This window comes from Streptomyces sp. NPDC085932 (assembly GCF_044540525.1).
GTDB classification, from domain to species: Bacteria; Actinomycetota; Actinomycetes; order Streptomycetales; family Streptomycetaceae; genus Streptomyces; species Streptomyces levis.
On sequence record NZ_JBITSJ010000003.1, the window covers coordinates 478174 to 498894 of the forward strand.

General features: G+C 73.2%; 19 protein-coding genes and 1 pseudogene. 6 read left to right on the forward strand and 14 right to left on the reverse strand.

Annotated elements, in window-relative coordinates; genetic code table 11:
- Nucleotides 1–26: 26 nt before the first annotated feature.
- The 3 genes from ACIGAQ_RS18235 to ACIGAQ_RS18245 are packed head-to-tail and all read left to right on the forward strand — an operon-like array spanning nt 27 to nt 1692.
- Complete coding sequence (locus ACIGAQ_RS18235) at nt 27–533, forward strand: carboxymuconolactone decarboxylase family protein (RefSeq protein ID WP_399783909.1); 507 nt, start codon at nt 27–29, stop codon at nt 531–533.
- Nucleotides 530–976, forward strand: a complete 447-nt coding sequence (locus ACIGAQ_RS18240) for a carboxymuconolactone decarboxylase family protein (RefSeq protein WP_399783912.1) — start codon at nt 530–532, stop codon at nt 974–976. Before ACIGAQ_RS18235 ends, ACIGAQ_RS18240 begins: the two co-directional genes overlap by 4 nt.
- Nucleotides 973–1692, forward strand: a complete 720-nt coding sequence (locus ACIGAQ_RS18245) for an isocitrate lyase/phosphoenolpyruvate mutase family protein (protein WP_399783915.1) — start codon at nt 973–975, stop codon at nt 1690–1692. Before ACIGAQ_RS18240 ends, ACIGAQ_RS18245 begins: the two co-directional genes overlap by 4 nt.
- 3 nt (nt 1693–1695) lie before the next feature.
- On the opposite strand, the gene ACIGAQ_RS18250 is transcribed toward ACIGAQ_RS18245, so the two are convergent.
- The 9 genes from ACIGAQ_RS18250 to ACIGAQ_RS18290 all read right to left on the reverse strand — a co-directional run bounded on the left by ACIGAQ_RS18250 (nt 1696) and on the right by ACIGAQ_RS18290 (nt 13912).
- Nucleotides 1696–2652, reverse strand: coding sequence for an ABC transporter substrate-binding protein (locus ACIGAQ_RS18250; protein WP_399783917.1), 957 nt, complete (start codon nt 2650–2652; stop codon nt 1696–1698).
- A 1-nt stretch (nt 2653) separates the two neighbouring features.
- Nucleotides 2654–4603 (reverse strand): ABC transporter permease, encoded by a 1950-nt coding sequence (locus ACIGAQ_RS18255; RefSeq protein ID WP_399783919.1) that lies wholly within the window; start codon nt 4601–4603, stop codon nt 2654–2656.
- Entirely contained in the window at nt 4603–5712 is a 1110-nt protein-coding gene (locus ACIGAQ_RS18260; protein WP_399783921.1) for a glycine betaine/L-proline ABC transporter ATP-binding protein, read from the reverse strand. Before ACIGAQ_RS18260 ends, ACIGAQ_RS18255 begins: the two co-directional genes overlap by 1 nt.
- Nucleotides 5709–7241, reverse strand: coding sequence for a GMC oxidoreductase (locus ACIGAQ_RS18265; RefSeq protein ID WP_311680148.1), 1533 nt, complete (start codon nt 7239–7241; stop codon nt 5709–5711). The genes ACIGAQ_RS18260 and ACIGAQ_RS18265 overlap by 4 nt, the downstream gene beginning before the upstream one ends.
- 348 nt (nt 7242–7589) lie before the next feature.
- Nucleotides 7590–9110, reverse strand: coding sequence for an aldehyde dehydrogenase family protein (locus ACIGAQ_RS18270; protein WP_399783923.1), 1521 nt, complete (start codon nt 9108–9110; stop codon nt 7590–7592).
- A gap of 241 nt (nt 9111–9351) precedes the next feature.
- Nucleotides 9352–10341, reverse strand: coding sequence for a malate dehydrogenase (locus ACIGAQ_RS18275; RefSeq protein ID WP_311680152.1), 990 nt, complete (start codon nt 10339–10341; stop codon nt 9352–9354).
- A gap of 355 nt (nt 10342–10696) precedes the next feature.
- The gene (locus ACIGAQ_RS18280; protein WP_399783925.1) at nt 10697–11980 is read right to left on the reverse strand and encodes a DUF2690 domain-containing protein; all 1284 of its coding nucleotides are present in this window, start codon (nt 11978–11980) and stop codon (nt 10697–10699) included.
- Nucleotides 11981–12363: 383 nt separating this feature from the next.
- The gene (locus ACIGAQ_RS18285; protein ID WP_399784630.1) at nt 12364–12933 is read right to left on the reverse strand and encodes a DUF3017 domain-containing protein; all 570 of its coding nucleotides are present in this window, start codon (nt 12931–12933) and stop codon (nt 12364–12366) included.
- Between the two features lie 124 nt (nt 12934–13057).
- Nucleotides 13058–13912, reverse strand: a complete 855-nt coding sequence (locus ACIGAQ_RS18290; RefSeq protein WP_311680156.1) for a bifunctional methylenetetrahydrofolate dehydrogenase/methenyltetrahydrofolate cyclohydrolase — start codon at nt 13910–13912, stop codon at nt 13058–13060.
- Nucleotides 13913–14188: 276 nt separating this feature from the next.
- Here ACIGAQ_RS18290 and ACIGAQ_RS18295 point away from each other — a divergent pair, with 276 nt between their 5' ends.
- The 3 genes and pseudogenes from ACIGAQ_RS18295 to ACIGAQ_RS18305 all read left to right on the forward strand — a co-directional run bounded on the left by ACIGAQ_RS18295 (nt 14189) and on the right by ACIGAQ_RS18305 (nt 16660).
- Complete coding sequence (locus tag ACIGAQ_RS18295; RefSeq protein ID WP_311680158.1) at nt 14189–14770, forward strand: hypothetical protein; 582 nt, start codon at nt 14189–14191, stop codon at nt 14768–14770.
- A 133-nt stretch (nt 14771–14903) separates the two neighbouring features.
- A pseudogene (locus tag ACIGAQ_RS18300) lies at nt 14904–15014 on the forward strand (FHA domain-containing protein); the annotation flags it as partial.
- A 77-nt stretch (nt 15015–15091) separates the two neighbouring features.
- Nucleotides 15092–16660, forward strand: a complete 1569-nt coding sequence (locus ACIGAQ_RS18305) for a protein kinase (protein WP_399783928.1) — start codon at nt 15092–15094, stop codon at nt 16658–16660.
- On the opposite strand, the gene ACIGAQ_RS18310 is transcribed toward ACIGAQ_RS18305, so the two are convergent.
- From ACIGAQ_RS18310 to ACIGAQ_RS18330, 5 genes are all read right to left on the reverse strand, one after another.
- A complete protein-coding gene (locus ACIGAQ_RS18310; RefSeq protein WP_399783930.1) occupies nt 16629–17390 on the reverse strand; it encodes an HAD-IA family hydrolase in 762 nt (253 codons plus the stop codon). The two genes, ACIGAQ_RS18305 and ACIGAQ_RS18310, sit on opposite strands and share 32 nt — an antisense overlap.
- Before the next feature lie 15 nt (nt 17391–17405).
- Complete coding sequence (locus ACIGAQ_RS18315; protein ID WP_399783933.1) at nt 17406–18470, reverse strand: ScbA/BarX family gamma-butyrolactone biosynthesis protein; 1065 nt, start codon at nt 18468–18470, stop codon at nt 17406–17408.
- Between the two features lie 144 nt (nt 18471–18614).
- On the reverse strand, nt 18615–19628 hold the full coding sequence (locus ACIGAQ_RS18320; RefSeq protein ID WP_399783936.1) for an NADP-dependent oxidoreductase: 1014 nt from the start codon (nt 19626–19628) through the stop codon (nt 18615–18617).
- A 71-nt stretch (nt 19629–19699) separates the two neighbouring features.
- The gene (locus tag ACIGAQ_RS18325) at nt 19700–20458 is read right to left on the reverse strand and encodes an HAD family hydrolase (RefSeq protein ID WP_399783939.1); all 759 of its coding nucleotides are present in this window, start codon (nt 20456–20458) and stop codon (nt 19700–19702) included.
- On the reverse strand, nt 20448–20711 hold the full coding sequence (locus ACIGAQ_RS18330) for an acyl carrier protein (protein WP_399783941.1): 264 nt from the start codon (nt 20709–20711) through the stop codon (nt 20448–20450). Before ACIGAQ_RS18330 ends, ACIGAQ_RS18325 begins: the two co-directional genes overlap by 11 nt.
- Between the last annotated feature and the right edge of the window lie 10 nt (nt 20712–20721).

Here is a 20721-nt window from a genome sequence, read left to right on the forward strand (position 1 = left end):
GCTGCTTCCTCCCTAGGGTCGAGGGCATGACGACGCACCTGAACGAGACGGCCGGCACCCGCGCCGCCGAGCGGCCGGCCCGCCTGGACTGGGCCAAGCACGCTCCCGAGGTCTACAAGGCGATGGTCCGGCTGGAGATCGCCGCCCGGCAGGGCCTCGACCACACGCTGTACGAGCTGGTGAAGATCCGCGCCTCCCAGATCAACCACTGCGCCTTCTGCATCGACATGCACACCAAGGACGCCCTCGCGTCGGGCGAGAGCGTCGAGCGGATCGTCCAGCTGAGCGCCTGGGACGAGTCGCGGCACTTCTACACCGAGCAGGAGATCGCGGCGCTGGAGCTGACGGAGGCCGTGACGGTCCTGACGGACGGTTTCGTGCCGGACGAGGTGTACCAGCGGGCCGCCCGGCACTTCGAGGAGGCCGAGCTGGCGCAGCTGATCGCGGCGATCACGACGATCAACGCCTGGAACCGCTTCGGGGTGACCTGCCGGATGGCACCCGGGCACTACCGGCCGGGCCAGTACAAGTGACGGTCCGCACGCGGGCGTTGGACCCCGCGGTGGCCCGGGCCCTGTCGGCCCTGAGCGCCGCGGCGAAGGAGGGTCTCGGCGACCCGGCCCTGGCCGAGCTCGTCGTGATCCGCGCCTCGCAGCTCAACCGGTGCGGGTTCTGTCTCGACATGCACCTCGCCATCGCCCGGCAGTACGGGGTGAGCGAGCGTCAGCTCGACCTGCTGGCCGCGTGGGAGGAGGCGGGGGACGTCTTCGACGAGCGGGAGCGGGCGGCGCTGGCGCTGACCGAGGCGGTGACCGTGCTGACCGAGGGCTTCGTGCCGGACGAGGTGTACGCGCGGGCCGCCGAGCACTTCGACGACGCACGGCTGGCCCATCTGCTCGGTCTGGTCGTCGCCATCAACAACTGGAACCGGATGATGGTCGCCCGCCGGATTCCGCCGGGGGGTCACACGCCGTGAGCAAGACCGAGGTGTTCCGCGCCCTGCACCGCCACCGGCCCCCGGGCGATCCCCTGGTGCTGCCCGGCCCGTGGGACGCGGCGAGCGCCCGGGTGTTCGCCGACGCCGGTTTCCCGGCGCTCGCCACGCCCAGCGCCGGTATCGCCGCCTCCCTGGGGTACGCGGACGGGCAGGTCCCGGCCGACGAGATGTTCGCGGCGGTCACCCGGATCGTCCGGGCCGTCGAGGTGCCGGTGTCGGCGGACGTGGAGGCAGGCTACGGGCTCGCCCCGAAGGAGCTGGTGGAGCGGCTGCTGGAGACCGGGGCGGTGGGCTGCAACCTGGAGGACTCCGCGCACGGGGTGCTGAAGGACCCGCACCGGCACGCCGAGTGGCTCGCCGAGGTGCGGGCGGCGGCCGGTGACCGGCTCTTCGTCAACGCCCGGGTGGACACCTTCGCCTGCGGGGTCGCCGATCCCGGACGGGCCGTCGAGCGGGCCGCGTTGTACGTGGCGGCGGGCGCCGACTGCGTCTATCCGATCAAGGCGCCCCTGGAGGTGCTGCCCCTGCTGCGGGCCGGGATCGAGGGGCCGGTCAACGCGGGGGTCTTCACCGAGGACGGCCCCTCACCCGCCGAACTCGGCGCGCGAGGGGCCACCCGGGTCACGTTCGGGCCGGGACTCCAGCGGCGGGCCGCCCGGGCCCTGCGGGAGATCGCCGACCGGCTGGTGCGGTGAGCGTCAGGACAGCCACTTCCGCCACGTGGACTCGTGGCTGTCCACCCACTTCTTCGCCGCGTCCTCGGGGGACATCTTCTGCTCGGCGATCATCAGGGAGACCTCGTTCTGGTCCTCGGTCGTCCACTTGAACTTCTTCAGGAAGGCCGCCGCCTTGCCGCCCTTCTTCGCGAAGTCCGCGTTGAGGTATTTCTGCAGCGGCGTGTGCGGATAGGCGCAGGCGACCTTCTCCGGGTCGGCGTCGCAGCCCTCCTTGTACGGCGGCAGCTTCACCTCGGTCATGGGGACCTTCTCGAAGAGCCACTGCGGGGAGTACCAGTAGGTCAGGAAGGGCTTCTTCTCCTTGGCGAACTGCCTGATCTGGGTGATCTGCGCCGCCTCGGAGCCCGCGAACACCACCTGGTAGTCCAGCTTCAGGTTCTTCACCAGCGCCTTGTCGTTGGTGACGTAGGACGGCGAACCGTCCATCAGCTGGCCCTTGTCGCCGCTCTCCGGGGTGCGGAAGAGGTCGGCGTACTTGTTCAGGTTCTTCCAGTTCGTGATGTCGGGGTGCTTCTTGGCGAGGTACGTCGGGACGTACCAGCCGATGTGGCCGGTGACGCCGAGTCCGCCGCCCCGCGCGATCGTCTTCTTGTCGTCGACGTACCGCTTCTCCTGCTCGGGGTGGCCCCAGTCCTCCAGGAGCGCGTCGACGCGGCCCTGGCTGAGGGCGTCCCAGGCGGGCACCTCGTCGACCTGGACGGTGTCGACGCGGTAGCCCAGTTCGTGCTCCAGGAGGTACTGGGCGACGGCCACGTTGGCCTGGGCGCCCACCCAGGACTGCACGGACAGGGTCACGGTCCTGGCGCCCTGCGCGTTGGCGAAGGGCGAGGCCTGCTCGGTCATGTCGGCGGCGCCGCAGCCGGTGAGCAGCGCCAGGGAGCTCACCGCGGCGATCGCGGCAGTGGTACGGACGCGCATGTCAGGCTCCCTTCCCCGCGCGGCGTTCGGTGGGCTGCGTCACCCGGTCGAGCATCAGGCCGAGGCAGACGATCGCCGCTCCGGCCACCAGACCGGTCGCCAGGTCGCCCTGGGCGAGGCCGAAGACCACGTCGTAGCCGAGCGCGCCGCCGCCGACCAGGCCGCCGATGACGACGACGGCGAGGACCAGGACGAGGCCCTGGTTGACGGCGAGCAGCAGCGCGGGGCGGGCCAGCGGCAGTTGGACCTGCCGCAGTTGCTGCCAGCTGGTCGCGCCGAGGGAGCCGGACGCCTCCAGCGCGGCCGGGTCGACCTGGCGCAGGCCCTGGGTGGTGATGCGGACGACGGCCGGCAGGGCGTACACGATCGCGGCGGCGACGGCCGGGGCGCGGCCGACGCCGAACAGGGCGACGACCGGGATGAGGTACACGAACTGCGGCATCGTCTGGAAGACGTCGAGGACCGGGCGCAGTGCCCGCTCAAGCCGGTCGCTGCGGGCCGCGGCGATGCCGACGGCGAAGCCGGCGACGAGGGTGACGGCGACGGCCGCGAGGACCTGGGAGAGGGTGTCCAGGGACGGCTTCCAGACGCCGAGGACGCCGATCGCGGCCATGGCGAGCACGGCGGTGAGCGCGGTGCGCCAGGTGCCGATCACCCAGGCCAGGGCGGCGACGATCAGCAGGACAGCCCACCAGGGCAGCGCCTGGAGGCCGTCGCGCATCGGGTCGAGGACCCAGGTGGTGAAGTGGCCCGCCCAGTCGGCGGTGCCGCCGACGACGGGCACGCCCGAGTACAGGTGCGCGGTCATCCAGTCGACCGCGCGGTTGACGGGCTCGGCGATGCCGACGACCCAGGCGTCGGGCCAGTCGAGGCGGCCCGCGAGCCGCCCGGCGACGGCCACGGCGACGACACCGGCGAGGGCGTAGAGCCAGCCGCGCCCGCTGTGGGGCTCGGGTTCGGCGCCCAGCTTCTCCCCCGCCGCGCCGGTGACGCGGTCCAGGACGACGGCCAGCAGCACGATCGGGATGCCGGCGGCGAGCGCGGCACCGACGTCGACGGAGGCCAGGGCCTGGTAGACGCGGTCACCGAGACCGCCCGCGCCGATGACGGCGGCGATGACGGCCATGGAGAGCGCCATCATGATCGTCTGGTTGACGCCGAGGAGGAGTTCCTTGCGGGCCAGCGGGATGCGTGCGGTCAGCAGACGCTGGCGGGCGGTGGCGCCGAGCGACTCGACGGCCTCCAGCACCTCCTTGTCGGCGCCGCGCAGGCCGAGCGAGGTCAGCCGGGCCATGGGCGGGGCGGCGTAGACGACGGTGGCCAGGACGGCCGCGGGGACGCCGATGCCGAAGACGAGGACGACCGGCAGCAGGTAGGCGAAGGCGGGCAGCACCTGCATGGTGTCCAGCACCGGGCGCAGGGCGCGGTCCATCCGGTCGGACAGCCCGGCGGCGAGCCCGAGCAGCGCGCCCACCACGATCGACGCGAGGACCGCGACGACCATCAGGGCGAGGGTCTGCATGGTCGGCACCCACATGCCGAGCAGGCCGCAGGCGAGGAACGCCACGGCCGTGCCGAGGGCCGGCTTCACGCCCGCGACGCGCCAGGCGACCAGCGCGCCCAGGGCGGTGACGCCCGCCCAGCCGACGGCCAGCAGGGTGAGGTAGACGGCCCGTACGGCGATGACGACGACGTTGCTGACGTGGCCGAAGAAGTACAGGAACAGCGGGTGGCTGTCGCGGTTGTCGATGATCCAGTCGCTGGTCCTGGCCAGCGGGCCGGACAGGTCGACGGTCAGCGCGGCCAGCCAGCTGCCGCTCGCCCAGCGGGCGTCGGCCAGCGGCACGAGCACCGCGGCGGCGACGGCCAGCAGCAGCAGCTTGCGCACGGTCGGGTTCTTCAGCAGCCCGGGCAGGCCGAGGCGGGGCGGGTTCGCGGTGACGGTCGCCATCACACCGCCTCCTTGGGCTGCTCCGTCCCCGGCGGGGCGGGCTGCTCCGTGCCGGCGACGACCCCGAGGAGGGTGTCGGAGTCGACCATGCCCACGCACCGGCCCCGGTCCATGACCCGGGCCGGGGCGCCGGCGCGGGCGACCGCCTCGATCGCCTCGGAGACCGTGGCGTCGGGCCGGACCGCCGGGCCGCTGCCGTCCAGGCCCGCCGAGGGCAGGCGCATGGCCGTGCGGACCGTCATGACCTGCTCGCGCGGCACGTCCCGGACGAACTCACGGACGTAGTCGTCGGCGGGCGCGCCCACGATCTCCTCGGGCGTGCCGAGCTGCACGACCCTGCCGTCGCGCATCAGGGCGATGCGGTCGCCGAGCTTGAGGGCCTCCTGGAGGTCGTGGGTGATGAAGACCATGGTGCGGCCCTCCTCGTGGTGCAGCCGGACGACCTCCTCCTGCATCTCACGCCGGATCAGCGGGTCGAGCGCGCTGAACGGCTCGTCGAACAGCAGGACCTCGGGGTCGACGGCGAGGGCGCGGGCGAGGCCCACGCGCTGCCGCTGGCCGCCGGAGAGCTGGCCGGGGCGGCGGTGCTCCATGCCTGCCAGGCCGACCTTGGCGACGACCTCGGCGGCCCGCTCGCGGCGCTCGGCCTTGCCGACGCCCTGGATCTCCAGGCCGTAGGCGACGTTGTCGAGGACCGTGCGGTGCGGCAGCAGGCCGAAGTGCTGGAAGACCATCGCGGCCCGGTGGCGGCGCAGTTCGCGCAGCCGGGAGCGGTCCATGGCGCGCACGTCCTCGCCGTCGATGGCGATGGTGCCGGCCGTGGGCTCGATCAGCCGGGTCAGACAGCGCACCAGCGTGGACTTGCCGGAGCCGGACAGCCCCATGACGACGAAGACCTCGCCCTTGCGCACGTCGAAGGTGACGTCCCGGACGGCGGCGGTGCAGCCGGTGCGTGCGCGCAGCTCGGCGGGGTCGAGGGCGGTGAGCTCGGGATCGCCCGGGACGCGGTCGGCCTTGGGGCCGAACACCTTCCACAGGCCCTGGACCGAGAAGACGGGGGCGGTGGTGTCCATGGTCTGCTCCGTCGGGGGTTCGAGGGTCGCGGTCACTTGGCACCACCACCGATCAGCTCGGCGGCCTTCTCCCCGACCATGAGCACGCCGATCATCGGGTTCACGGTGGTCATGGTGGGGAACACGGAGGCGTCGGCGACGCGGACGCCCTCCAGGCCGCGGATGCGCAGCTCGGGGTCGACGACGGCCAGCCGGTCGTCGTCGGCGCCCATCTTGCAGGTGCCGGCCGGGTGGTAGACGGTGTGCGCGACCTTGCGGGCGTACTCGCTCAGTTCCTCGTCGCCGGTGACGTCCGGGCCGGGGCAGACCTCACGCTTGAGCCAGCCGGCCAGCGGCTCGGTCTTCGCGATCTCGCGGGCGATGCGGATGCCGTCGACGAGGGTGCGGCCGTCGTAGTCGTCCTCGTCGGTGAAGTAGCGGAAGTCCAGGGCGGGCTTGACCTCGGGGTCGGCGCTGGTCAGATAGAGCCGGCCGCGGCTCTTCGGCTTGGGGATGTTCGGGGTCATGGAGACGCCGAACTCCGGCCGCCGGTAGCCCAGTCGCTCCGGGTTGTCCGTGAACGGGATCTGGTAGAAGTGGAACATCAGGTCGGGGTGCGCCAGTTCGGGGTCGCGGCGCACGAACAGGCCCGCGTCGGAGTCCATCGCTGAGTTCTCCGGGATGGGGCCGTTCGTCTCCCAGACGATGACCGACTCGGGGTGGTCGAGCAGGTTCTCGCCGACGCCCGGCAGATCGTGCGTGACGGGGATGCCGAGCTTCTCCAGGTCGGCCTTCGGGCCGATGCCGGAGTGCATCAGCAGCCGCGGCGAGTCGACGGCACCGGCGCACAGCAGGACCTCGTTGCGTGCCTTGACGAGGATCTCCTCGCCGTCCTTGGTGCGTACGTGCACGCCCTCGGCGCGGTTGCCGTCGAGCTGCAGCTTGTACGCCCAGGTCTCCAGCAGGATCGTCAGGTTGGGCCGCTCGTCCATCACCGGGTGCAGGTAGGCCACCGACGCCGAGGACCGCTTGTTGTTCTCGGGGTGGTAGGCGAGGTCGAAGAAGCCGACGCCCTCGGTGAACGGCTTCTTGTTGAAGCCCTCGACGCGCGGCACGCCGAGCGCCTCCTGGGCCGCGTCGACGAAGTCGCGGGCGATGGCGTTCCGGTCCTTCTCGTCTACCGGGACGATGTTGTTGAGCAGCCGGGCGTAGTACGCCTCCATCTGCACCGCGCCCCAGCCCTCGGCGCCGGCGGCCTCCCACTCGTCCCAGTCGGCGGGCAGCGGCTTGAAGGCGATCAGGGTGTTGTGCGAGGAGCAGCCGCCGAGGACCCGGGCCCGGCTGTGCCGGATGTGCGAGTTCCCGCGGGGCTGTTCGGTGGTGGGGTAGTCGTAGTCGAGCTCGCCGCCGAGCAGGCCCATCCAGCGGCGCAGGGTCAGCACGTCGTCGCGGCCGACGTCGCTGGGGCCGCCCTCGATGACGGCGACGGTGACATCCGGGTTCTCGGTGAGGCGGGAGGCGATGACGGAACCGGCTGTTCCGCCGCCTATCACGACATAGTCGTACTCATGACGGGTGTGGGACATGGCGTGCTTGCTCCAGAGGGGGATGAAGGGGACGGGCTCGGAGGTGGAGGGAGGAGGCCGGTCCGGGGCGAGGGGGGAGCCGCCCCGGACCGACCGGGTCGGCCCGGACGGGGCTCCGGGCGAGGGGGGTGGCCCGGACCCGGAGGTGATCCGGACCGAGGGGTGGCCCGGATCGGGGTCCGGACCCGGGGGCGGACGACCCGGACCGGGGGTGTCCGGGCCTGGGGACCGGCACCGACCCGGGGGTGGTCCGAGCCGGGGGACCGGCCCGGACGGGGGGATCCGGGCCGAGGATCCGGCCCGGGCCGGGTCCCGGGGATCCGGGCCGGGGGCGATCCGGGCGGGTGGTCAGCCCGCGAACCAGCGCACCGGCTTGGGTGCGAGGTTCTGGTAGACGTGCTTGGTCTCCCGGTACTCGGCGAGTCCGGCCGGGCCGAGCTCGCGGCCCACTCCGCTCTTGCCGAAGCCACCCCACTCCGCCTGCGGCAGGTAGGGGTGGAAGTCGTTGATCCAGATCGTGCCGTGGCGCAGCCGGCCGGCGACGCGGCGGGCGCGGCCCGGGTCGGCGGTCCAGACTCCGCCCGCGAGGCCGTACTCGGTGTCGTTGGCCAGGGCGACGGCCTCGTCCTCGGTGCGGAAGGTCTCGACCGTGAGGACCGGCCCGAAGACCTCCTCGCGCACGACGCGCATCTCGCGGTGGCAGTGGTCGAGGACGGTCGGCTCGTAGAAGTAGCCGTTCTCCGGGCGCTGCGGGGACGGCTCGGGGCGCTTGCCGCCGCAGCGCAGCACCGCGCCCTCCTTCAGGGCCGACTCGACGTACATCTCGACCTTGGCGCGCTGCTGTTCGGAGACGAGCGGGCCGCACTCGACGCCGTCCTCGGTGCCGCGGCCGAGGCGGATCCTCCCGGCCCGGCGGGCGAGTTCGGCGACGAAACGATCCCGCACCGACTCCTCGACGATGAGGCGGGCCCCGGCCGAGCAGACCTGGCCGCTGTGGATGAAGGCCGCGTTGAGGGCCTGGTCGACGGCGGTGTCGAAGCCCTCCTCGGTGGCGCAGGCGTCGGCGAAGACGACGTTGGGGTTCTTGCCGCCGAGTTCGAGGGCGACCTTCTTGACGGTGGGGGCGGCGGCCTGGGCCACCTTGGTGCCGCTGACCAGACCGCCGGTGAAGGAGATCAGGTCGACGTCGGGGTGCTCGGACAGGCGCGCGCCGACCGTGTGGCCGGGCCCGGTGACGATGTTGGCGACCCCGGCGGGCAGTCCGGCCTCGACCAGCAGGTCGATCAGCGCGACGGTCGTCATCGGCGTGATCTCGCTGGGCTTGACCACGAAGGTGTTGCCGGCGGCGAGGGCGGGGGCGATCTTCCAGCTGGCCTGCAGCAGCGGGTAGTTCCAAGGCGTGATCATCGCGCAGACGCCGACGGGCTCGTGCACGACGACGCTGTGGATGTCGGGCGAGCCCGCGTCCACGACCCGGCCGGGTGCCTCGGCTGCGACCAGGTCGGCGAAGTAGCGGAAGGCGTCGGCGACGCAGTCGATGTCGACGCGGCCCTCCTCGACGGTCTTGCCGGCGTCCCGGGCCTCCAGGCGCCCGAGCTTCTCCCGGTCCCGCACGAGCAGGTCGGCCACGCGGCGCAGCAGCGCGGCCCGCTCGGCGGCGGGCGTGCGCGGCCACTCGCCCTCGTCGAAGGCCTGACGGGCCGCGGCGACGGCGAGGTCGGTGTCCTTCTCGTCGCCCTCCGCGACGACGGCGAAGGGCAGGGCGTCCGCGGGGTCGATGATCTCGCGCGTGGCCCCGGAAACGGCCGCGCGCCATTTTCCTCCCGCGTGGATGGTTTGACTCGCCTGCAGCTCGGTACTTTCCGCCATGATCGCTCTTCGCCTTCCGTTCCTGTTCAGCGTCTCTGTGTCACAGACGTGTCACTCAGAGACCGGGTTCGCCTGCCCGAGACCCCCGGATACATGCGCCTGGGTGGCCGAAAGTGCGCTGCGTCACGGGAGATGCGGACAAAAGGGACGAAAATGTCGATGAACAGCGCGCAGGCCCCGCACCGGAGATCCGGTGCGGGGCCTGCGCGGAAGACGCGAGCCGCGTTCGCTCGGAGGTCGCTCAGATGAGGCCGAGGCCGCGGACCGCCTCGCGCTCCTCCTCGAGCTCCTTGACGGAGGCGTCGATGCGGGCGCGCGAGAACTCGTTGATGTCCAGGCCCTGGACGATCTCGTACTTGCCGTCCTTGCAGGTGACCGGGAAGGAGGAGATCAGGCCCTCCGGGACGCCGTAGGAGCCGTCCGACGGAATGCCCATGGAGACCCAGTCGCCCTCGGGGGTGCCGTTGACCCACGAGTAGACGTGGTCGATGGCGGCGTTGGCGGCGGAGGCGGCCGACGAGGCGCCACGGGCCTCGATGATGGCGGCGCCGCGCTTGGCGACGGTCGGGATGAAGTCGTCGGCGAGCCACTGCTCGTCGTTGACGACCTCGGCGGCGTTCTTGCCGGCGACCGTGGCGTGGAAGATGTCGGGGTACTGCGTGGCGGAGTGGTTGCCCCAGATCGTCAGCTTCTTGATCTCGGAGACCGGCGTGCCGGTCTTCTTCGACAGCTGGGTCAGGGCGCGGTTGTGGTCCAGGCGGGTCATCGCCGTGAACCGCTCGGCGGGGACGTCCGGCGCGGCGGCCTGGGCGATCAGGGCGTTGGTGTTGGCCGGGTTGCCGACGACGAGGACCTTGATGTCGTCCGCGGCGTGGGCGTTGATGGCCTGGCCCTGCGGCTTGAAGATGCCGCCGTTGGCCTCCAGCAGGTCGCCGCGCTCCATGCCCTTGGTGCGCGGGCGGGCGCCGACGAGCAGACCGACGTTGGCGCCGTCGAAGGCGACGTTCGGGTCGTCCGTGATGTCGATGCCCTGCAGGAGCGGGAACGCGCAGTCGTCCAGCTCCATGGCCGTGCCCTCGGCCGCCTTGAGCGCCGGCGTGATCTCCAGCAGGCGCAGCTTCACCGGCACGTCCGCGCCGAGCAGCTGACCGGAGGCGATGCGGAAGAGCAGGGCGTAACCGATCTGGCCGGCCGCGCCGGTGACGGTGACGTTCACGGGAGTGCGGGTCATGGCGTTCTCCGTATGACAGCTGGCGGTAGGGGCGGGGTCCCTGCCCCGGACGTTTGATCGATCTCTTGGCGTCAAGAGATCGATCCAGCGGTCAGGCTATCGCGCATCCGGGATCCCGGACCGCCGGGTCGGTGTGGCCCGGCCCACAACCCGCTGCCCGTCACACAAGAGGCGGCCGCCCGTCCGGGAGAGGAGGACGAAGGCGGCCGCCTGAGGGGGATTCCGACGATGCCGGTCCCGTGGGGGTACGGTGCGCGTGCCCCCGATCCGGGCGGGCATGCCTCCCCCCACGAAGATCTTTTCCACGAAGATCATTCCGGGCCCGGCGGGCCGCGCCGCGCCCGCTACTCCCCCGTCACTCCGTGCAGCCCTGCCCGCCGGCCGCGAGCGTGGCGCACGCCTTGGCGTCGGCGGCGTTCCTCACGGCCACCATCGGGGTGTAGGCGATGGTGTCCCCGGCCGCGGTGATGCTGCCGTTCTGCTTCGCCTTGCCGGCGCTGATCTGGACCTCGTCGCCCTGCGCGGCCTGCGTGATTCGGCCCCAGGCCGCCTTGCAGGTCTCGCTGTAACGGACCTCCACGACGGTCGTGCCGACGGTCGCCGTCCGGGCCGTGGTCACCAGGTCACCACTGCAGCCCATGTTCTCCGCGTCCTTGCCGGTGCAGCTGTCGCCGCTGCACTTCACGCCGGGCGGCAGGTCGGGGTCGGTGCTGACGGTCGGCTTGGGCGACTCGGCCCTGCCCTTGGTGTCGTCGTCCCCGCCGCCGGTGAGGTAGAAGGCTCCGGCGATCACCACGAGCACGCCCACGACGCCCGCGAGGAACGTCCCGGTCCGCCGCTTGCCGGCGGAACCGCCCTTGTGACCCGGGCCCGCCGCCCGGCCGCGGCCACCGGACCGGCCGGAACCACCGGCGTCCGGCGCGGCGTCCTGCCGCCCGCCGTACACGCCCGCGCCCGCGCCCGCGGACGGTGTCCGGGCCGTCGTGCCCGGCGCTCCGCCCGGGCTCCCCGGGCCGGGCCGGGCGCCGGTGCCCGGCCCGGCGGTGCGTCCGCCCGCGCCCGCCCCGGTCGGCGACGGGCCCTTGTACCCGGCCAGCCCCCAGGAGTTGACGTCGGTGCGGTCCTCCCGCGGAGCGGTGCCGGTGGAGTCCTGGACCTCGGGCGCCGTCGGCTGCGGCGGCACGCTGGGGACGACGCCGGCCGGGCCCGCGATGCCGGGCGTGACCGTGGCGCTGCCGCTCCGGCGGGACGGCTTGCCGCCCCCGGATCTGCCGTCCTCCTTGGAGCCGGCCGCGGCGGCGCCGAAGTCCTGGCCGCCGAACTCGCCGAGCGCGGCGCGCGCCTGGGAGATCCGGATGGCCTCCATCGTCATGTCGTGCCGCATCTCCGAGCGGCTCCAGGCACGCTCGGCGAGCTCCCACATGGTGGTGAGGTGCACCGGGTTGGTCCCGGTGACCTCGGCCAGGGCCACGATCGCGCCCTTGGGCGCGAGCAGCCGGCCGTTCAGATATCGCTCCCACGACGTCTTGCTGTAGCCCGTGCGGTCCGCCACCGACGCGATGGACAGACCGCTGCGGTCCACGAGCCTGCGCAGCTGACTGGTGAACTCCCTGATCTGTGGATCGAGCTCATCCGGCAAGGCCTTCCAACGAGGCATTGCTTCCCCCCTCTTCCCCCGGGTAGTGCTGTTCTTTCCCGCGCTGTTCGCCCCGCGCGTGGCGGCCTCGGCCGATCCCCGTTGTGACTACCCACAGGGATGCGCCCGGTCAGGATCTCAGTTCCCCGACGGGGGGCGCACGGAAGCGTGGTGCCCGCGCGCGATACACCCTGGACCGTCCCGATTGTCCACGCCAACCCCCGTGTCGCACCACTTCGTGCGGAATCGGAAGCAGGACGTACCGGAACTGTCACTTCCGTGCCACAGCGTACTGACAGGCGTTGAACAGGCCGTTCGCGGTGCACAAAGGTGGATCGCGGCGGCGGCCCGTCCTTCCTCGGGGGAGAGGACGGGCCGTCGTCCGGTCATTCGCTGGTGACCGTGAAGTGCAGGGTGTCCTTCAGGAACGGGATCTGCAGCAGCGGGTTCGGCTGGGCCATCAGCGCCAGCAGGACGATCACGGTGCCCAGCACGCCGTACGTGACGATGTCCGTGAAGCGGGAGCGCACGGCGAGCATGCCCACGTCCGGGAGCAGCCAGCGCATCGCGCCGCCGCCCAGCAGGGCCACGCCGATCAGCAGCGTCCCGAGCCGGAACTGGTCGAACGCGGTGATCAGCAGCCCGAGCCCGGCGAGCCCCAGCACGGCGAGCACGGGCCACTGCCGGGCCGGCGCGGGCGCGTCCCCGGACGCGGCCCGGCCACCGCCCTCGGGGCGCGCGGTGTCCCTGGTGAACAGCGGGAACCGCCGGGTGACCCGTCGCGGCCGCCCCTCGGCATCGGGCGCGCTGACGGGGTCCCGGACGGTGAACTCGTCGGCGTCGCCCTCACCGTCGCCGCGCTCGTCGGTGTCCGGCCCATCCGGGCCGTTCCGGCCGTCGTGGCCCTCATGGCCCCTGGGGCGTTCGTGGCCCTTGAGACTCTCGTGGCCGTTCAGGCCTGCCCGGCCGTGCTCGGCGTCGCGGGCGTGGTCGGCGGTCCGCTCCGCAGCCGGGGCGTCGTCGGCCCCGTCCGCCGCGCCCGCGCCGGACGCAGCGCTCGGCGTGCTCGCCGTGTCGCGGTCAGCCGGCACTGCGCTCCGCCGCCTCGACCACGTTGACGAGCAGCTGTGCGCGGGTCATCGGGCCGACCCCACCGGGGTTCGGGGAGATGAAGCCGGCGACCTCGGCGACGTCGGGGTGGACGTCGCCCACGATCCTGCCCTCCGCGCTGCGCGAGACGCCGACGTCGAGGACGGCCGCGCCCGGCTTGACGTCCTCGGCGCGGATCAGATGGGCGGAACCGGCCGCCGCGACGATGATGTCCGCGCGCTTCAGGTGCGCCGACAGGTCGCGCGTGCCGGTGTGGCACTGGGTCACGGTCGCGTTCTCGCTGCGCCGCGTGAGCAACAGCGGCATCGGCCGGCCGATGGTCACGCCGCGTCCGACGACCACGACCTCGGCGCCCTTGATCTCCACGCCGTACTGCCGCAGCAGGGTCAGGACACCGTTGGGGGTGCAGGGCAGCGGGGCCGGCTCGTTGAGCACGAGGCGGCCGAGGTTCATCGGGTGCAGGCCGTCGGCGTCCTTGTCCGGGTCCATCAGCTCCAGGATGCGGTTCTCGTCGATGCCCCGGGGCAGCGGAAGTTGCACGATGTAGCCGGTGCAGGCCGGGTCCTCGTTCAGCTCGCGCACGACCGCCTCGATCTCCGCCTGCGTGGCGGTGGCGGGCAGCTCGCGCTGGATGGAGGCGATGCCGACCTGCGCGCAGTCGCGGTGCTTGCCGGCGACGTACTTCTGGCTGCCGGGGTCGTCCCCGACCAGGATCGTGCCGAGGCCGGGCGTGATGCCCTTCTCCTTCAGCGCCGCCACGCGGGCGGTCAGATCGGACTTGATCGCGGCTGCGGTGGCCTTGCCATCGAGAATCTGGGCGGTCATGGCCCCCATCCTCGCGGATGACCCCGCCCCGGTTCCAATCCGCCCGCAATCCGGGCACCGCGGGTGCGCTCCGCCCGTATCCGCCCATGATCAGCGATGTTGCACTTGCACAACACATCGGGAATGCGGCTGGACAAGCCGGTCAGTGGTGCAGAACGATGACCTGACTAGTGCCGCGGGCAGTTCAACGGGGGGACGGTCGCAATCTGAAGAGCTCTCCTCCGTACGGACGGCACGCGTCGTCCCCGCACTCGGAACAACGGAGGAAAGTCCGCCATGAGCTTCGGCGACCCGAACAACCCCTACGGCCCGCCCCAGGGGCAGCAGCCGCAGCAGCAGGGCTACGGCTACCCGCAGCAGCAGGGGCAGGCGCCCGGCTACGGCTACCCGCAGGCCCCTCCGGTCTCCCCCTACGGTGGCGGCCCCGCCGCCCCGACCACGATGCCCGGCTCGGTGAGCGCGGCCCGCGTGATGCTGTGGGTGATCGTCGGTCTGCAGGTCCTCGGTGTGGCGATCTTCGCCTTCTCCGCCGTCGCGCTGAACGCCGCCAAGGACGACGAGGCCCTCAAGGACAACACCGCCTTCCAGGACCTGGTCGGTGACTCGACCGGCGTGATCTGGGGCTACGTGGTGTTCGGCCTGGCCTGGCTGGTGTTCGCGGCCGTGCTGGCGACGAAGTTCAAGAACGGCGGCAACGGCGCCCGGGTCACCATCCTGGTCTTCGCCATCATCACGGCCGTCCTCGGCATCTACCCGTTCGTCATCGTGGGCCTGGTGCACACGATCCTGGCCGTCCTGGTGGCGGTGTTCGTCGGCAACGCGGCCGGCAAGGCCTGGTTCAACCGCCCCCGCTACTGAGCGGACCCGGTCGACCGGACCACTTCACGCCAAACACATCCAAGGGCCGTGTCTCACCCGTACGAGGGGGGCACGGCCCTGGTGCGTCGCCCTAGTCTGACGGTGGTAGCTGTTCAGGCACGGGGAGAGCACCTTGTACAGCATCATCGTGGTACCTCCGCCGACCACGGAGGACGAGCGAGACCGCACCCCCATCCGCCGCGCGCCCGGCCCACGCCCCAGGACCGGCCGGTCCGCGCCCGACAACGTTGCCCACTCCTTCCGTCCCGTCCGCGCCGCGACCGGCGCGGGACCGGCCGCCCCGCCGGGCGAGGTGACCCGGTGACCGAGCCCTACGCCGTACCCGTGCCGAAGGGGTACCGGGTCGGCGTCTGGGAAGTGCGCGAGCCCCTCGCGACCGGCGCTTTCGGCAGCGTGTACACGGCCCGGCGCATCGGCGACAGCGACGTGCTGCCGCCCACGGCCGCCCTGAAGTTCCTGCCCACCGGCACCGCGACGCCCCGCCGGCTGGCCCACCTGCGGGAGTTGATCGAGCGCGAGGTCGAGCTGCACCGGCGGCTGCGGCATCCGCGCCTGGTGCGGATGTACGAGACGCTGACCGTCGACGACCCCGGCCGCCCCGGGCTGGACGGCGCCACCGTCCTCGTCCTGGAGCGCGCCGAGGGCTCGCTGTCCGCCCTGCTCGCCGCCACGCCCCGGCCCGCGGCCGGCCCCGCGCTGCTCGCGCAGATCTGCGAGGGACTGGCCCAGCTGCACGGCGCCGGCTGGGTGCACGGCGATCTGAAACCGGCCAACGTCCTGTTGATGAAGGACGGTTCCGTCCGGCTCGCCGACTTCAACATGGCCGCCGAGCTGGAGGGCACCCACGCCTACACCCCGGCCTTCTCCACCCCCGACTACACCCCGCCCGAGCTGCTGTGGACCGAGATCGGCGAACGCGGCCGCCGGATCCGCGCCTCCGCCGACGTGTGGGCCTTCGGCGTGCTGGCCCACCTCGTGCTCACCGACTCCTTCCCCCTGCCCGGGGCCACCCCGGCGGCCCGCCGCGACGCCGCCGCCGCCTACGCCCGCGGCACCGACGAACTGCGCCTGTCGCCCCGGCTGTCCGACGACTGGCGGCGGATCATCTCCGCCTGCCTCACCCGCACCCACGAGAAGCGCATCACCGCCGAGGCGCTGCTGCGCCGCGTCGAGGCGGCCGCCGGCACCCGCGCCCGTCACCGTCCCTTCCGCCTGCCCCGCCTGCGCCCGGGCCGCCGCCCGCGCCGTGCGTCGGTCGTGGCGGGCGCCGCCGTCGGCGTCACGGCCGTCGCAGCGCTGACCTACGGCGTCAGCGTCTGGGGCGACGGGGCGCGCGGCGGCGGCAGCGGCCCGGGGGCGACGGCGAACGTGTCCGCCGCCACGTACGGCGCCTCCGACCTGCGCACCGACCGGGGCATCCCGCCCGCCTACCGGCTGCTGATCGTGGAGACGGCGCACGACTGCGACCAGAAGGAGGTCACGCCGGCCCTGATCGCCGCCATGCTGAAGGTGGAGAGCGACTTCGACCCGGACCTGTCCGACCCGGCCAACGACGAGTACGGCATCGCCCGCTGGACCCCGCGCGTCCTGCGCTGGTGGATGAACGAGGACGGCACTCCCGGCGAGACCGTGCCTCAGCCGCCGTTCCCCCCGGCCGAGTCCATCCCGGCGATGGGCCGCTATCTGTGCTGGATCGCCCCCCGCCTGCACGACGACCTCACGGGCGACCGCCAGGTCCTGGTCGCGGCCGCCTACCGCACGTCGTTCGGCACGGTGAACAAGGCGGGCGGCGTGCCCCCGGACGTACGGAAGTACGCCGGCCGCGTCGCCCACCACCTCAAGGAGTACGCGCCGCCCGGCCGGAGGTGACCGGGCCGGGCGCGGGGAGCGTGCCGGGCCCGGGCATGGGGATGCCCAGGAGGGCGGAGAGCTCGCGGGACGCCTGCGCGTCGTTCCGGAAGCGCACGGTCCGCCAGCCCGCCGCGGCGGCGGCCGCGCAGTTCTCCGTGAGGTCGTCGACGAGGACGTGGCGGGCGGTCCGGGACGCCGCCGCCGCGATGCGGAAGACGGCCCGATCGGGCTTGCGCACACCGACCCGGCACGAGTCCACGACGGCGTCGAAACGGCCCGCCGGGGCGGTGATGCGCCGCCAGTGCCTCTCCCACTCGGGCACGTTGTTGGTGAGCAGCCCGACCGGGTGGCCGGCGGCCCGGACGGCGCGGACCACCGCCGCCATGACCGGGTTGCCCGTGCGTCCTCCCAGCCACTGCTCGCCGAACCGCTCCAGCCGGGCGGCGCCGAGGTCCAGATCCGGGTGGCGGGCGCGCAGCGCGGCCCGGACCCGCGCTCCCCACTCGGCCTCGCTGATCCGGCCCAGTTCGAGCGGGGCCAGCGGGTGCATCCCGAGGTCGGCTCCCACGTCGGCCACGGCCCGGCGCAGCCGCTCGGGCGAGATGCCGGTCTCCTCGGCGTACCGGGCGTACAGCTCGTCCATGGTGGGGGTCAGGACACCGCCGAAGTCGAACCAGACGGTGGTGGCGGAGGCGTCATCCTCCGGTGCGCGGACCGGTGCGTGATGGTCGTCCCGCGTGGTCGTCACGGTGCTCCGCCCGTCTCAGGCGGCGGTCAGGAACCGGGGGTGGGCGCCCGGTACCACGACGTCGCGGCTGCCGCAGCCGTCCCGCTCCGACAGGGCGCGGTCCCGCACGGCGAGGGTCACCCGCGCCGACGCCAGCACGTCGCCCTCCTGCTCCAGGACCAGGTCCAGCACGGGACGGCCGTCGGCCCCCTCGGCCACCCGGGCACGGCAGTCGGTGGGCAGCTCGAACTCGCCGAACTTGCGGAACGTCACCTCGCAGCCGGTGAGCGCCAGGTGCTGGGGAGGGACGTCGAGGCCGCACAGCTCACGGGCCGCCGCGGTGGCCGTCTGCCGCAGTGCCTCGAACATCACCGCGCCCGGGATGTGGTCGACGTAGTGGTCGAAGAGCGCGGGGTGGCCGCGGTCGACGACCACCTGGGCCACCACCTCCGGGTCGGCCTGCGGGGCGGAGGACACGGTCACCCGCCCCAGGACGACGTTGGCGGACAGCTCACGGCCCACCTGCGCGGGCACCAGCCGGTTCGCCAGCGGGTGGGCGCGGTGCGGGGTGCCGGCGAGAGCGGTTCTGGCCCGGGCGCGCAGTTGCAGCATGCTCCGGCGCGGTATCCAACGGAAGGCCAGCCGCATGGTGGCCGCCGCTCTGCCGTCGACCGACGCCCGGACCTCCGCGGTGGCACCGCAGGGCCGGCCGGCCCGCTCCCGGACCTCCGTGAACTCGCCCTCCACGGTGAGGGCGGCGGGCCGCTCGCCGACCGTCAGCGCCTCGGGGTCGGTCACCTCCAGCGTGCCCCGGTCGAAGACGAAGCTGCTGTCCTGCGGTGCCGCGAGGTACTCGTGCGAGGCGAGGATGCAGGACTGGCGGAAGATCTCCAGTACGAGCAGCGGGTCGTAGGACGGGGCCGTCCGTGCGTCCGTGACGTGGTCGCTGTAGTACAGGTGCGCGCGGGGCGGCTGGGCCGCGACCCGGAAGGTGCGCTCACCGGTGCGCAGCGCGTCGGTCAGGAAGCACTCGCTCACGGCGGCACGGTGGGTGAGGGCGCGATCGACGGTCCGGGCGTAGGAAAGGACCCCGTCTGTCATGGGTGTTGCCTCCTCGGGCGGGTTCGTGTCGGGTCGGGCTGAGCGGTGCGGGACTGCGGGGCGGCTGCCGGGGCGACGGCGGGGCGGGGACCGCCGCCGGCCCGGAAGGGCCCGGTGGTGGGTGACGCCGGGGGTGACGCCCGGTCAGGAAGCGGCGGGGCGTCGCCCGTCGAAGGCCCCGTCGAAGACGAGGAGCTGGCGTCCGCGCACGCCGCCCGCGGCGAGCCGGCGGTGGGCCTCGGGTGCGGCGGACGGGGCGAGCAGCGCGTCCGTGCGCGGCGAGAGCAGTCCCTCGCAGGCGAGCGCGGCGAGTTCGGTGAGGGCGGCGGCCTTGTCCGGGTAGGCCATGACGTTGAGTTCGTGCCGCACGATGCCGCGGGGCGGGGCCAGCGGGCCCGGGCGGCAGGTCACCACGGCACCGCCGTCCCGGACGGCGCCGAGGACCGGTGCGCCCAGGACGGCGGCGTCCACCAGCGCGTCCACGCCCTCGGGCACGGCGGTGCGGTACCGCTCGGCGAGCGAGGCCGCTGCCGCGTGGGGCTCCTGCGGCGCGCCCGTCGGCTCCGCGTGCCGCGGCACGACGATCTCCGCGCCGAGCTGCTTGAGCAGCGGCTCGTCCTGGGCGGCCGCCTCGGCGACCACGCGCAGGCCGCGGTGCGCGGCGAGCTCGATCACGAAGCCGCCGAGCGCGCCGGCCCCGCCGGTGACGGCCAGGGTCGCCCCGCGGCGGAGCCCGAGCAGGGCGAGCGCCTGGTGGGCCGTCAGCGCGTTCATCGGCAGCCCGGCCGCGTCGATGAGGTCCAGGCCCGGCGGGACCAGGACCGTGTCGGCGGCCGGGACGACGACGTACTCGGCCTGGGCCCCGCCCTGCGGGCGGAACGGGTTGACGAACGCCATGACCCGGTCGCCCAGGGCGAACAGGGTGCCGGCGCCCGCCGCGTCGACGGTGCCGGACACGTCCATGCCGGGGATGTACGGGGGCTCGAAGGCGGCCATGTAGGCCGCGAGTTCGCCGGAACGGAGCATGAGGTCGGTGGGGTTGACGGCTGCGGCGGCCACGCGGATGCGCAGCTCTCCGGGGCTGGGGTCCGGTATCCCCCGGTCGATGACCTCGAGCACGTCCGGTCTGCCGTATTCCAGGATTCCGACTGCGCGCATGGTGGAGCACTTCCGTTGTGGGGCCGTGAGGCCTGCGGGTGGGTGGTCGGGTACGGGGTGCGACGGGGCGGTCAGGCCGGGCGTCGCGCGGCGGCGGACGGCGCCCGGGCCGTCCACAGGGGCTCGGGGAGCCGCAGCGGCGGCGCCGCGGGCGGGGCGGGCAGCAGGCGCCAGCCCTGCCGTGCGGCGACGGCGCGCAGTTCCCGGTCGCCGCCGACCACCACGCCCCGGCCCGTGGCCCGCAGCATGGGCAGGTCCGAGGCGTGGTCGCCGTAGGCGGTGGCGGCGGCCGGGTCGATGCCGTGCTCGGCGCACCAGGATCGGACGGCGTCCGCCTTGGTGGCGCCGATCATGGTGACCGTCGCGTCGCCGGTGTAGTGGCCGAGGAGGGTCTCGGGCTCCGTCGCCAGGACCGCGTCCACGTCCAGCAGGCGGGCCAGCGGCGCGAGGAGCGCGGGGAAGGAACCCGAGACGAGCACCACGGGCTCCCCCGCCGCCTGGTGCCCGCGCAGCGCGGCGACGGCGCTGTCGTGCAGGAAGCCCCCGGACTCCAGCTCCGTGCGGAACCAGTCCTCGGCCAGGTCCGCCACGTAGGAGACGCCGAGCCGGGCGTAACTGGCGAAGTAGGCGCGGTTGGTGCGCGACCGGCAGACGCCCGCCTCGGTCATGGCGCGCAGCCGCTGACGCTCCTCCGTGTAGGCCTGCGGGGGGCGTCCTTCGACGGCGAAGCGGTACTCCAGGAACCGGAACAGGGTGGTCCCGGTCGTCAGTGTGCCGTCGACGTCGAAGAACGCGGCCCCCGGAGTGCCGGCCCGGACGTCACCGGGCAAGGCGGGCGCCCTTCTCGGTGAGCAGCCGCGCGGTCTCGGCGACGTTGGAGGCCTCGAGTATCTCGTCGTCGCCGATCTCGACCCCGTACGCCTTGGACAGGTGCACCGCGAGTTCCAGCAGGACGAGGGAGTCGAACTCCATCTCCTCGTAGGGCGTGGTGGCGGTGGTGTCCTGCGGTGCCTCGAACTTGCCGCGGACGATGTCGAGCACGGCCTCGGTCAGGTCGCCGGGGGCGGTGGTGGGTGCGGTCATGGTGTCCTTC